Annotated in this window: 8 protein-coding genes and 1 pseudogene; 3 read left to right on the top strand and 6 right to left on the bottom strand. The window is 63.0% G+C overall.

Annotated elements, in window-relative coordinates; all coding sequences use genetic code 11:
* The 3 genes and pseudogenes from ACIQH5_RS20065 to ACIQH5_RS20055 all read right to left on the bottom strand — a co-directional run.
* Positions 1 to 434: pseudogene (locus tag ACIQH5_RS20065) on the bottom strand (carbohydrate ABC transporter permease); the annotation flags it as partial.
* Complete coding sequence (locus ACIQH5_RS20060; RefSeq protein WP_400406709.1) at positions 431 to 1,384, bottom strand: carbohydrate ABC transporter permease; 954 nt, start codon at positions 1,382 to 1,384, stop codon at positions 431 to 433. The gene ACIQH5_RS20060 and the pseudogene ACIQH5_RS20065, both read right to left, overlap by 4 nt.
* 34 nt (positions 1,385 to 1,418) lie before the next feature.
* Entirely contained in the window at positions 1,419 to 2,705 is a 1,287-nt protein-coding gene (locus ACIQH5_RS20055; RefSeq protein ID WP_400406868.1) for an ABC transporter substrate-binding protein, read from the bottom strand.
* Between the two features lie 198 nt (positions 2,706 to 2,903).
* Between ACIQH5_RS20055 and ACIQH5_RS20050 the strand changes: the two genes are divergently transcribed.
* Positions 2,904 to 4,940 (top strand): beta-galactosidase, encoded by a 2,037-nt coding sequence (locus ACIQH5_RS20050; protein ID WP_400406865.1) that lies wholly within the window; start codon positions 2,904 to 2,906, stop codon positions 4,938 to 4,940.
* A 140-nt stretch (positions 4,941 to 5,080) separates the two neighbouring features.
* Here ACIQH5_RS20050 and ACIQH5_RS20045 read toward each other — a convergent pair whose 3' ends face one another.
* From ACIQH5_RS20045 to ACIQH5_RS20035, 3 genes are all read right to left on the bottom strand, one after another.
* The gene (locus ACIQH5_RS20045; RefSeq protein ID WP_400406862.1) at positions 5,081 to 6,451 is read right to left on the bottom strand and encodes an ABC transporter substrate-binding protein; all 1,371 of its coding nucleotides are present in this window, start codon (positions 6,449 to 6,451) and stop codon (positions 5,081 to 5,083) included.
* Positions 6,452 to 6,691: 240 nt separating this feature from the next.
* Positions 6,692 to 7,633, bottom strand: coding sequence for a carbohydrate ABC transporter permease (locus ACIQH5_RS20040; protein WP_400406860.1), 942 nt, complete (start codon positions 7,631 to 7,633; stop codon positions 6,692 to 6,694).
* Entirely contained in the window at positions 7,626 to 8,570 is a 945-nt protein-coding gene (locus ACIQH5_RS20035) for a carbohydrate ABC transporter permease (RefSeq protein WP_024817937.1), read from the bottom strand. The genes ACIQH5_RS20040 and ACIQH5_RS20035 overlap by 8 nt, the downstream gene beginning before the upstream one ends.
* Positions 8,571 to 10,245: 1,675 nt before the next feature.
* On the opposite strand from ACIQH5_RS20035, the gene ACIQH5_RS20030 reads away from it, so the two are divergent.
* Entirely contained in the window at positions 10,246 to 12,330 is a 2,085-nt protein-coding gene (locus ACIQH5_RS20030; RefSeq protein ID WP_400406857.1) for a DUF6807 family protein, read from the top strand.
* Positions 12,327 to 13,436: a M24 family metallopeptidase gene (locus ACIQH5_RS20025; protein WP_400406854.1), complete on the top strand. Its 1,110-nt coding sequence runs from the start codon at positions 12,327 to 12,329 to the stop codon at positions 13,434 to 13,436. The genes ACIQH5_RS20030 and ACIQH5_RS20025 overlap by 4 nt, the downstream gene beginning before the upstream one ends.
* Positions 13,437 to 13,504: the final 68 nt, after the last annotated feature.

Here is a 13,504-nt window from a genome sequence, read left to right as displayed (position 1 = left end):
AGCAGCGTTGCGATCATCATGCCGAAGAACAGTCCACGGCCGGGGAAGTTGATCCGGGCGAACGCGTAGGCCGAGATGGACGCCGAGAGGACCGTGCCCACCACCGCGCCGACGGCCAGGATCAACGAGTTGGTGAAGAACGTCAGGGTGGAGACCCCGCCGATGCCTTCCATGGCGGTGGCGAAGTTATCGAAACTGAAGTTGTTCGACCACAGCGAGGTGTTGGCGCCGCCGATCTCGGAGTTCGGTTTGAAGGACGAGGCGATCATCCACAGGGCCGGGTAGAGGACCATCGCCACCAGCGCCAAAGCGACAATGTGGAAGATGGTGCTCTTGATGCGTTTGGCCGTGCCGGACTCGGACTTCGGGTTGTACACCGGTGCCGTGGAGGGCTTGGTGGGAGCGGGCTGGGTGGGTGTTGCCATGGTTGTCATTTCGAATCACCGCTGTAGTGGACCCAGGACTTGGAGGTCTTGAAGAAGATCAGCGTGATGATGCCGACCACGATCACCAGGAGCCAGGCCATTGCCGAGGCGTAACCCATCCGGAAATCGGAGAAACCGCGCAAGTACAGGTAGAGGGTGTAGAAGAGGGTGGATCCCGCCGGGCCGCCTTCACCGTTGGAGATGATGTAGGCCGAAGCGAAGATCTGGAAGGCGTGGATGGTTTCCATCAGCAGGTTGAAGAAGATCACCGGGGAGAGCATGGGCCAGGTGATGTTCATGAACTTCCGCACCGGGCCGGCACCGTCCATCGAGGCAGCCTCGTACAGGTCCGCCGGGATCTGCTTCAGACCGGCCAGGAAGATCACCATCGGGGCGCCGAACTGCCACACGGTCAACAGGATCATCATGCCCATGGTCATGTTCGGGTTGCCCACCCAACCGCCAAGGTTGATCCCGAAGAAAGACAAGCCTTGGTCCACCGGGCCGGAATCGCCGAACATAGCCTTCCACACGATCGCGATGGACACCGATGCGCCGATCAACGAGGGGGCGTAGAACGCGGACCGGTAGAAACCCTGGCCCTTGCGTTTGCTGTTGAGCAGCATCGCAATCGCCAACGCCGCGGCGAGCTTCAACGGGGTACCGAAGACCACGTACTGCATGGTCACCCCTACCGACTGCAGGAACCGTTCGTCCTGGAACAGCGAGACGTAGTTATCGAAACCGATCCATTTGGGGGCGTCGAAGAGGTTGTAGTTGGTGAACGAGAGGTACAGCGAGGAAATCATCGGCCCCACGGTCAGGGCGATGAATCCCAGCAACCAGGGCAACAGGAACGTGTAGCCGGCGCGGGCGTCCGCCCCGCGCCGCCGCGATTTACGCGGCTGCGCGGGAGCGGACGGCGTGGAACGCCTGCTCAGGGTTGGGCTTTGAGTCACAAGATCAGTCCGTCAGTGTTCGGGAAAGCCTGTATCAGGCGTTCTGCTTGATGAGGTCTTCGGCTTCCTTGAACCACGCATCAACAGCGCCGTCCACGGTGAGCTTGCCGTAGTTCAGGTCCTGCGTGACCCGCTTGAAGGTGGACTCCAGCGTGCCGAACCCAACGATGGGCGGCTCCGGGGCGTCCTTGAGGTACTTCTCGATTGACTTCTCATAATCGACCACGAGCTTGTCGGTGCCTTCGAACGTGGTGCCATCGCGCTGGGTCTTCGACGCCGGGACCCCGCGGGAGGTCTTGAAGATCTGACCCACCTCGGGATCATTGACCATGAAGTCGATGAAGCGGGCAGCAGCATCCTTGTACTTGGTCTTGGCGCTGGCCACCATCAGCATGGAGGGCTTCAGGAACAGGCCCAGGTTGTCCGGATCATCTGACGGAACCGGAACGAGCTTGAGTTCCTTCGCGCCACTGTCCGCGAGGTAACCGGCCATGAAGTTGTCCCAGGTGACTTCCGTGGCCGTGACATTGGAACCGAACGGGGACTTGGGCAGCAACTGGGTGGCCTTGTCTTCGCCAACAATCGCTCCGGTACCGCGCAGGTCCGCGGTGAGGTTCCACCACTTCTTCAGGTCATCCTTGGAGAAGCCAAGCTTGCCGTCCTCGGTGAAGGCCTGGATGTTGTTCTGACGCAGCCAGATGTTGAAGTTCCACCAGATGCCCGTGTAGTCGGTGCCACCGAACAACGTCCCGTTGCCCTTGGCCCCCACCTCGGCCAGGAAAGCGTTGAATTCCTTATAAGTCCACGTGCCATCCGGCTCCGCGATACCCAGGCTTTGGAGCTTGGCAGGATCGTAGTACACCGCGAAGGCGTTGGTGCTGGTGGGGATGCCGTAGGTCTTGCCCTTGATCTGGCCCGAGGGAAGGAGCGACTTATCAAAAGCGTCCGTGTTCACCTTTACGGTGCCCAGGTCAAGGAGCTGGTTCCGCTGTCCGTAATCACGCAGGTAGGACAGGTCCCACTGCATCACGTCCGGCAGTCCACCGCCGGCAGCTTCCGTGGCCCGCTTCTGCCAGTACCCAGCGAAGTCCGAGAAGTTGCCGTTGACCTTGATATCCGGGTTCTTGGACTCGAACAACGCTATGGCCTTACGGGTACGCTCCGCACGGTCGTCGTTGCCCCACCACGTGTAAGTAATGGTCACGGGATTGTCCGCGGAGCCTGTCTGTCCTGCGGTGGATGACTGGCCACACGCAGCCAGGAACGCGGCCGATGCAGTGCCGAGAGCCACCGTACCCAGGAATTTCCTTCTATCGATCATGAGAGCCTCCTTGCTCAGTTGGTGCAAGCTTGCTGAGTTCTCTACAACGTGGCAGTGATCTCGCTTACACTCGTTCTGAATCGATACAATATCTCTAAACCGGCATCTGGGCAAGCGTTTTCCAAAGAACGCATTTTCACCGCTACGCTGCACCTATACCCTCAGTACCAGCACGGCCAACCTGACGAAGGAGTCCTCTTGACCTTCCCCGAAAACTCACATCGACCATCCGTCTGGAACAGCATCGACGGTCTCGCCTATGGCGGCGACTACAACCCGGAGCAATGGCCGGAAGAGATCCGGCGTGAAGACATCGAGCTCATGAAGGAAGCCGGGGTCAACTTCCTGAGCGTCGGCATCTTCTCCTGGGGACTGCTGGAACCCACCGAAGGAAACTACGATTTCGGTTGGCTGGATGACGTCATGGACAACCTGAACGGGGCTGGGATCAAGGTGGCCCTGGCAACGGCGACTGCCTCTCCCCCGGCCTGGCTGGCCCGCAAATATCCCGAGATCCTGCCCGTCACTGCGGAAGGAGTCAGGCTGGAACGGGGTTCGCGACGCCACTACACGCCGTCGTCGTCCGTGTACCGCAGGTACGCCACCGCAATGACCCGAGTGATCGCCGAACGCTACAAAAACCACCCCGCCTTGGCACTCTGGCACGTGGACAACGAACTTGGCTGCCACGTCGGTGAGTTCCACGGCGAGGAGGACGCCGCCGCATTCCGGGCATGGCTGGAACGGCGATACGGTTCCATCGAGGCTCTCAACGAGGCCTGGGGAACGGCGTTTTGGTCGCAGCACTACGCTTCCTTCGACGAAATCATTCCGCCGGGCGCCGCACCCACCACGCTCAACCCCGGGCAGCAGCTGGACTTCGCGCGCTTCAATTCCTGGGCGTTCATTGACTATTACCGCGAGCTGCTGGCCGTGATCCGTGAAGTCACACCCAACGTCCCGGCAACCACCAACTTCATGGTTTCAAGCGCCACCAAGGCTTTGGACTACTTCGATTGGTCCCAAGACATGGATGTGATCGCCAACGACCACTACCTCGTGGCGGCGGACCCGGAACGCGAAATTGAGCTCGCATTCAGCGCCGACCTGACGCGCGGCGTTGCTGGTGGCGAGCCATGGATCCTCATGGAACACTCGACGTCGGCGGTCAACTGGCAGCCGCACAACCAGCCCAAAATGCCCGGCGAAATGCTCCGAAACTCACTAACGCATGTGGCCCGCGGTGCCGACGCCGTCATGTTCTTCCAGTGGCGGCAGAGCAAGGCCGGCTCCGAAAAGTTTCACTCCGCCATGGTTCCCCACGGTGGCCGCGATACTCAGGTGTGGCGCAACGTGGTGGACCTTGGCGACGCGTTGTCCAAGCTGGAACCCGTCAAGGGCTCGCGCGTCGAATCGCGCGTTGCGATCGTGTTCGATTACGAAGCGTGGTGGGCATCGGAGCTGGACTCGCACCCCAGCAACTCACTGAAATACCTGGACACCATGCGGGCGTTCCACCGCTCCCTGTATCTGCGCGGCATCACTGCGGATTTCGTCCACCCGTCCTCGGACTTGTCCGGATATGACCTCATCCTGGTATGCACCATGTACTCCGTCACGGACTCAGCAGCTGCCTCGATTGCCACCGCAGCGGGGGCCGGCGCCACGGTTCTTATCAGCTACTTCAGTGGCATTGTTGACGAAAAGGATCACGTCCGCTTGGGCGGTTACCCGGGCGCTTTCCGCGAACTGCTGGGGGTCCGGAGCGAGGAATTCCACCCGCTCTTCCCGGGCACGTCGGTCACGTTGAGCGACGGAACGGTATTTGAACCCGGAACACTGGGATCCGTGTGGTCCGAGCACGTGCACGCTGCCGGGGATACAGAAGTGCTGGCTACCTTCACTGACTACCCGCTGGGCAACGTCCCGGCCCTGACCCGGCGCAGTGTGGGCACCGGTTCGGCCTGGTACCTCGCCACGCTTCCGGACGCCGATGGGATCGACGCACTGACCGCCCGACTCGTGGACGAAGCAGGGGTGACGGCCGCTACCGAGGTGTCTTCCGGCGTCGAACTTGTCCGGCGGCGCGCCGCTGATGGCGGCAGTTTCCTGTTCGCCATCAACCACAGCCGGGCAGACGTCACGGTGAAGGCCGACGGCGACGAGCTGCTGAGCGGCGCACGCTTCACCGGCGTTGTACCCGCCGGCGCCGTGGCCGTCATCGCGGAAGACTGACCCAAGTAGGTAGCAGATCAGGCCGTTCTCAGCGCGGGGAACGACCTGATCTGCTACACAGTTGGGTAGGCACACGCAAAAACCGCGCCCCGGGTTGATCCTGATGGACCAACCCGGGGCGCGGTTTACGTTGCAAATGGCTAGCTGATGGCGGACTTCATTTCGTCCACGGCCTTCTTGCCGGCCTCCTCTGTTGAGAGCCTGTCGAACAGGACCTCGGAGGTGTAACGCTTCACGATTTCCTGAATAGCACCGGCACCCTTTGGCGGTGCGGCCGGAGCGTCCCCAAGTTCTTCCTTGATACCGGCGATGAAGTCGACAACCTTCACATCTGCCTTGGCGAGCTTGGGAGCGATTGCATCGCGAACTTCGGAGTTCGGGTACACGCCGCGGTCTGCAAGGAGCGCCTCGCCGGCCTTGACGTTGTTGGTCAGGAAGTCGATGAACTTGGCCGTCTCTTCAGGGTGCTTGGTGCGGGACGACGCGGACCAGAACTGGGAGGCCTTGTACCAAAGCTTGGCGTCATCGGCCTTGCCGGTCTTGGACGGGAAGCGGAGGATCTGCAGTTCGCCGCCCGCAGCCTTTTCAAGGGCCGGAAGCTGATTGGACCACCAGAAGGCCAGACCGTTCTTGCCGGTTGCCAGGCCGCTCTGATCAAGCGGGGCGGCCTCAGCTTCCACAACTTCCGATGCGGACGGAACAGACTTCTTTTCGCTGAGTTGCTTCAGGAAAGCCCACCACTCGGCGATGTCCGAGGGCTCGAATCCCAGCTTGCCGTCCTGCGTGTAGAGGGACTTTCCGTTCTGGCGCAGCCACACGCCCAGCGAGGCTTCATCAGTGCCGTAGGCAGCCGCGCCGTAAGTTCCCTTGGGCGACTTGGCGGTGATCTCGGCGGAGATCCGCTCGAAGTCTTCCCACGTCCAGGTCTTGTCGTCCGGGATTGCGACGCCGGCGGCCTGGAAGACTGCCGGATTGGCCAGGATGGTGGCTGCGTTGATGCCCGCGGCGATGCCGGTCAGCCCCTTCTCGCCCTTGCCGGCATCCAGGGCGGCGGCATCCAGCTTGGAGGTGTCGATGTCGTACTTGGAGAGGTCCAGCAACGCGCCACGGGTGGAGTACTCGGTGATGTACTTCTCGTCCATCTGGATGATGTCCGGAGCATCGTTGGCGGCAACCTGGGTGGCCAGCTTGTCCCAGTAGCCGCTCCAGTCGCCGTACTCGGGCTTGATCTTGATGTTGGGGTTCTCGGCCTCGAAGGCTGCGATGGCGGCCTGCGTTACTTGGGCGCGCTTGTCGCCACCCCACCAGGCGAAGCGAAGCTCCACTTTTCCGTCGGCGCTCTTCGCCTCGGACCCTCCGCCACCACCACAGGCGGTGAGGGCGAGGACTGCGGCAGCGGTGGCCGCAACGAGGGCTGATGCCCGGAGCTTGCGCTTGGTCTTGGGCGCTGAGGGACGGGATGGTGAGGCGGCTGCGGGGGCGACTGCTTCACCCTTTGGATTTACCGGCACTGATGTCTCCGATCTTCATTGATCATGATGCGATGAGGGAAAGCGTTTTCTTACTGATCACTATGGTACAAGTCACACTCTTGTATGACAAGATGTCCACTTGTATTACTTGTCCGGAAAAGTCCGACGGCGGTACTCACCGAAGAGCGTTGCCCCGGACGGGCGGCGCTCACCCAAAAAGGCGGCGCTCATAGAAAAGGGGGCGGCGGGCGCCGCCCCCTTTCGGCGGAATGAGTCGGTTTATTTGATGCCCGTGGTGGCGATGCCCTTGATGAGGAATCGCTGGCCGAACAGGAACACCAGGAACACCGGGAGCAAGGACACGATGGACATTGCGAAGAGCGATCCCCAGCTGGTTGCCGACTGCGAGTCAACGAAGGCGCGAAGGGCTACCGGCACAGTGAACATATCCGGGTCCGTGAGGTAAATAAGTGCGCCGAAGAAGTCGTTCCAGGTCCAGATGAACGTGAAGATGGTGGTGGTGGCCAGGGCCGGGACCATCAGGGGGAGGATCACGCGGAGGAAGATCCTGGGGTGGCCGGCACCGTCGATTCGTGCGGCCTCATCAAGGTCCTTGGGAATGCCTCGGATGAACTGGACCATGAGGAACACGAAGAACGCGTCCGTTGCCAGGAGCTTGGGCACAATCAGCGGCCAGAAGGTGTTCACCCAGCCGATCTGGGAGAACAGGATGTACTGGGGCACGATCACCACGTGGAACGGCAGCATGATGGTCAGCAGCATGATGCCGAAGAAGATCTTCTTGCCGCTGAACTGCAGGCGGGCGAAGGCGTAGGCGGCCATGGAGCAGGAGATCAGGTTACCCAGGATGGAGCCCAGGACCACGATCGCGGAGTTGATCATGTAGTGCCCGAACGGGTGCGTCAGGGCAGACCAGCCATCGGTGTAGTTGCTCATTTCCAGGCTTTCCAGCCAGAGGCCGGGTTCGCGGAAGATGAGGTCATTGGGCCGCAGGGAGGAAACCACCATCCACAGCAGCGGGTAGATCATTACGGCGCCCACAATGATCAGGATGGCGTGCTTGACCAGGCCCTTGATGCGGGCGCTGCGGCTGTAGGCCAGGCTGCCTGGGGATTCGCGGCGGCGCGGGCTCTTGCCTTCTTTGCCGTTCTTACCTGCGGAGCTACCGGACGCGGCGGGGAGGGTCTGGAGTTTAGTCATCGTAGAACACCCAATACTTTGAAGCGATGAAGTTGATGGCGGTGAAAGCGCCGATGATGACCAGCAGGAACCAGGCCATCGCTGAGGCGTAGCCCATATCAAACTGGCCGAAGCCCTTTTGGTAGAGGTACAGGGTGAAGAACATGGTGGAGTCGGACGGGCCGCCGTTGCCGCCGGAGACGATGAACGCCTGCGTGAACGACTGGAAGGATCCGATGATCTGCAGCACCAGGTTGAAGAAGATGATGGGGCTCAGCATGGGCAGGGTGATCCGCCAGAACTGCTGCAAAGTGGTTGCTCCGTCCACCTTGGCTGCCTCGTAATACATCACGGGAATCTGGCGAAGGCCGGCCAGGAAGATGATCATGGGGCTGCCGAAGGTCCACACGTGCAGCAGGATGATGGAGCCAAGCGCCGTGTTGGGATCCGAGATCCAACCGGGTCCTTCAATACCCACCATTGCCAGAACCTGGTTGACCAGGCCCGTGGTGCCGAAGATCTGCTTCCACAGGATGGCAACAGCTACGGACCCGCCCAGCAGGGACGGCAAGTAGAAGATGGAGCGGTAGAACGGAAGGCCGCGGAGCCCTTTGTCCAGGACCAGCGCGATCAGCAGGGCCACGCCCAACTGGAGCGGCACACCCACCAGCACGTACGTGAACGTGACGCGCAGGGAGTTGTGGAGGCGGGCATCGCCGAACATGCGGATGAAGTTATCCAGCCCCACCCATTCCGGCGGCTGCAGGAGGTTGTAGTCCGTGAAGGACAGGTACAAGGACATCAGCATGGGCCCCACGGTGATGGCCACAAGACCAATCAGCCACGGCAGAAGGAAGATGTACGCGGCCTTGTTGTCGCGGCCGTTCGCCTTCTTCTCTTCTTTGGTCATGGGACCCTTGCGCCGGGTCATCGTTGAGAGTTCGCCTATAGCGCTCATTGCTTCCCCCTCGCCGGAGCGCGAACGCCTTGCGGCGTCCCCGTGCGTAGTACAGCGGCCATGTGGTCTCCTTTGGTCATCGTGGCCATCCACGGAGTTCGAGTCTGGTTGGTGCTTGCCGTCCGGGACGCCGCCGATCTACTGGCGCTACCCGTGAGTTGCCAGGATTGGGGTCCGGACGTTCAGCGGCTCCGTATCAAAGTAAACGTTTTCTTGACCCTTGTACAGCCTTTTGCTAATTTTTGAGAAAGCGTTTTCTTGCGAAGGCGCCTGAACTTGTTTTTCCACGCTGACGAAGCCCGGCGTGCGCTGGAGCACACCTTCCGCATCGATAAGGCAGGACACTATTGTTTCCCACCCACTCCGCCTGCCATGACCACCGTTGACATGGCAGCAACCCCCACCCGACCCAGCGCACTGGCTGGCTACGAGGATTGGCCGGCCTATGCCGCCAAGCACCGGTTCACCGCTGACTCAGTGGAAGTCCGGCAACTTGCCGACACCCTTGGCGTGCCCGCCGTAACGCCGGACCTTGAGTACACAGTGCTCTCCGAATCAGAGCACGACGGCGTCATCACCTCGCATTTGCAGTGGCAGTTGGGTTTCGGCCCGGCGACGTCCGCTTGGTTCGTGCGACCTGCCGGCGCCACGGCTCCGCTGCCCGGGGTGCTCGCCCTCCACTGCCATGGCGGCATCAAGGCTTACGGTGCTGAGCGCTTGGTGCGGTTCCCTCACGATGTGCAGCGTCACGACGTGACGCTTCACGACATGGACCATCACGACGGCGGCGCCTCCTTAAGCAACAGGCCCGGCGGTGACAGACCCGGTGGTGACAGGCCCGGCGGTGCCGCAGATTCTCCCGTGATGGGATTGCCGCCCCTGGATATCAGGGCAAAGCTCTATGGCGGCCGGGCGCTCGCCACCTGGCTGGCTCAGCAAGGCTTCGCTGTCCTTGCGCACGACACCTTCATGTGGGGCAGCCGCCGCTTCGGGCTCGATCCCCTTCCTTGGCGGACTGCCAACGCAGTCAACGGCCAGCAGGCACTACGGCGGGAGGCCGGCGTCGAACTTTCCGCGGCGGAAAAGTACGACGCAGCCGCGGCCGCCCACGAGGAAACCGTGGCGAAAGCCGCAACGCTGATAGGTACCAGCGTTGCCGGGACCGTTGCCCATGACGACCTCGCGGCCCTGGGTGTCCTCGCGTCCCTGCCGGGCGTGGACGCGGATCGGCTCGGATGCTTGGGTTTCTCCGGCGGCGGCGGACGGGCCATGGTGCTCGGTGCACTCAGCCCGCGGATCCGCAGCTACGTGGTCACGTGCATGATGACCACGTTCGAAGCTCTCCTTCCCGCCTACCTGGACGCACACTCCTGGTTATTGCACTCCCCGGGACTCGCCGGATTGGGCGACTGGCCGGACCTCGCCATCCGTTCCACTGCCGAAAGGGTGCTGGTCCAATACGCCCTGGCTGACCCCCTTTTCCCGGAACAGGGAATGCGCGATGCCCACCAACATCTGCTGCAAGACATGCCCGACCGCTATACCGGCAGTTTTTGGCAGGAACCCCACGTCTTCACCCGGCCATGCAGGACGAGGCCGCCGCGTTCCTCGCGACCGCACTCCAGCCCCGCCACGCCACCACTACCCACGCACCTGATCCCGCTAGGACAGCTTCATGACACAAACCTCAACCGACAGCACAACAGAGGGCATCGCCCGGATCGCCCGCATCGCACTAGTGGGCGTGCACGGTTTTGGCGAACGGCACTTGGACAACCTTGGTCGGCTAAGTGCCAACGGCGTCCTGCAGCTGGTGGCCGTCGCCGATCCTCGACCCCCGGCAGACGGAACGCTTGGCACGGAGGTGAAGGTCTTCGCTTCCCTTGACGAGCTCCTGGCTGCGGGAACCGCTCCGGACGTGGTCATCATCTCCACCCCCATCCAGACGCACGCACCCCTTGCCATCGCCGCCCTCAACGCAGGGGCCCACGTGTATCTGGAAAAGCCGCCGGTGGCTTCCATGGCGCAATTCGAGGAAGTCCTGGCGGCGGCTGCGAGCGCCGGCCGCCTGGTGCAGGTGGGTTTTCAAAGCCTGGGTTCAGAGGCCTTGCCGGCGATCGACGCCTTGGTGGCTTCCGGCGAGATCGGCGACGTTCGAGGTATCAGCGCCACCGGTTTGTGGCTGCGGAGCAAGGCATACTTCAAGCGCTCACAATGGGCAGGTAAGCGGAGCCTCAACGGAACCGATGTGGTGGACGGTGTGGCCACCAATGCTTTGGCCCATGCTGTGGCAACGGGTCTGCGGCTCGCTGGTGCGCGGACCGTGGCGGACCTTGAATCCGTGGAAACGGACCTTTACCGGGCCAACGACACCGAGAGCGATGACACCTCCGTGGTGCGGGTACGGACCACGGCGGGCACAGGGTCTGGGGGAAGCACGGTACTGACGTGCGCCCTGACGCTGTGCGCGCCCGTCCAGTCGGCGCCGTCGGTCACCCTTTACGGGACTCTCGGTCAGCTCACGCTCTCCTACACGGAGGACCGCCTCGAGATCACCTCTCCTCAGGGCACCCGGACGGAGACCTTTGGGCGGACCGACCTATTGGAGAACCTGCTGGCCGCCCGCACGGAGGACGATCTGCTCAGTCCGTTGTCCGGGTCGGGCGCCTATGTCTCTGTTTTGGAGGCCATCCGCACAGCAAACTCGCCCCGGCAGATTTCCCCGGAATTCATTACTTGGGAAGGTGAGGGCGACGCCGCCCACCCCGTTGTCCACGGCATCGAATCGTTGATCCGCCGGGCAGCCCTGGGGCAGGCCACGTTCGCGGAGCTCGGAGCACCCTGGACGTCATCCGGCGAACCCACTCTGGACTCGGACGGCGCCCTGCACATCAAGGGCACGCCCGTAGCGACCTTGCAGGACGGAACCCGGATCCGGCCAACGTCGTCGCCGCGCCCATACCTGCATCCCGTGCGGACCCTCGCGGGAACAGTGGTCACCGATCACATCCCGGAGGACCACGTGTGGCATCTGGGAGCGGGAGTCGCCCTCCAGGACGTTGACGGGATCAACTTCTGGGGAGGCCGGACCTACACCCGTGACGCCGGCGCGTACGTCTGGCGCAAGGACCATGGCCGCATCGTCACGGAGTCCGCGGAGCACAGTGATGGACACAGGCGCGAGCAGCTGAGCTGGCTCGGCCCCGACCACACACCCGTGCTCCGCGAACAGCGCGGGTGGCGCTGGGCCGCCGTCGGGAATTCAACATGGAAACTCACGCTGGATTTCACGCTGGAGTCAGCTACGGGACAGCCGGTGCTGCTGGGCAGCCCGGGCTCCAACGGACGGCCGCAGGGCGGATACGGCGGCTTCTTCTGGCGGCTACCGAAGGTTGGCGACGCGACTATTTGGACTCCCGACGGTCGGGGCGAGGACGCCGTGCACGGCACCGTGGCGCCTTGGCTGGCGTGGTCTGGAACGTTCGACGCCGGAACGGCCAACGCCGCCCATGCCACCGGCGACCCCGGGCTGGGGCACCCCGCGACGCTCGTGTTCCTTGCCTCACCGCAGGCACCGGATCCGTGGTTCGTGCGGCACTCGGGATACCCAGGGGTGGGGCTGTCCCTCGCCTGGGACGCCCCGGTGACCACCGAGCCAGGTCACCCTGTCCACAGGACCGTCACCATCCTCGTCACGGACGGCTTCCTGGCCACACAAGACATTGAACAACTCATCACAACCTTGGGGGAACCGGCATGACCACGCCTACTCAATTCACGCCAGCTCTAACCGCAGTCGCTGCGCCCGGCAACGTCGCCGACCGCGTAGTGAAGCGCCAGCGGGTGCTGGACATCATGGACGCTGCGGGTCGCGACTCGCTGTTGCTCACATCCAACACGGCCCTTACCTGGTACTTGGACGGCAGCCGGGTGCACATCAGCCTGGCCGGCGACCCCATCGCGGCCCTCTTGGTGGACCGCTCCGGTGATCACCTGGTCACGTTCAACAATGAGGCTGGCCGGATCGCGGCTGAAGAACTCCCGGACGGCGTCAGCCTGGACACCGTTCCCTGGAATGGGCAGTTGCATGCCGTCGCGGCAGGGCTGGCCGTTGACGGAGACCCTTTGGTTGAAGCGGCGGTCGCCGCGGAACTGCGTGCGGCCCGCCAGCAACTCCTGCCAGGCGAGACGGCCCGTTACGCCCAGCTTTCCGCCGACGCAGCCGCCGCCATGACCGATATCCTGACTGCTGCGACCCCGGAAACCACAGAGTTCCAGCTCGTCTCGGAGCTGGCCGCCCGGATTGTCTCGGTGGGCGCAGAGCCGTTGGTCCTGCTGTGTAACGGCGCTTCCCGGAGCGACTTCCGGCATCCACTGGCCACGCACTCCCCCATCGGCCGCCGCGCCATGGCCGTGGTGTGCGCCCGCCGGAACGGCTTGGTTGCCAACGTGACCCGCTGGGTGGCGTTCGACGCCGGTGCTCCCCAGGAGCTCGACGCCGAGGCCCGCATCGCCGCGGTTGAGGCCGACATCTTCCGGGCCACAGTCCCCGGAGCCAGGCTCAACGAGGTCTTCACCGAGATCAAGCAGGCCTACGCACGGCACGGATTCGGCGAGGACCAGTGGACGCTTCACCACCAGGGCGGACCCGCCGGTTATGCAGGCCGCGACCCCCGCGTCACGGCAGAGGTCACGGACACCATCGTCCTCAACCAGCCCTTTACGTGGAACCCGTCCGGCCCCGGCGTGAAAATCGAGGACACGGTGCTGCTCACGGATTCCGGTCTGCGTGTTCTGACCACCGACGACCGTTGGCCGAGCACCCAAGTGGACGGCCGCCGTCGTCCGCTGACGCTTCGCCCGTAAACAACGCAAAGGGGCGGGGTCACCGTGATGGTGACCCCGCCCCTTTCCCGTGTGCGCTTACCCAAGTA

The sequence above is a fragment of the Paenarthrobacter sp. NPDC091711 genome (genome assembly GCF_044756605.1).
Lineage (GTDB): Bacteria > Actinomycetota > Actinomycetes > Actinomycetales > Micrococcaceae > Arthrobacter.
Note: the sequence above shows the minus strand (reverse complement) of the source record. Positions and strands in the feature narration are given on the sequence as shown.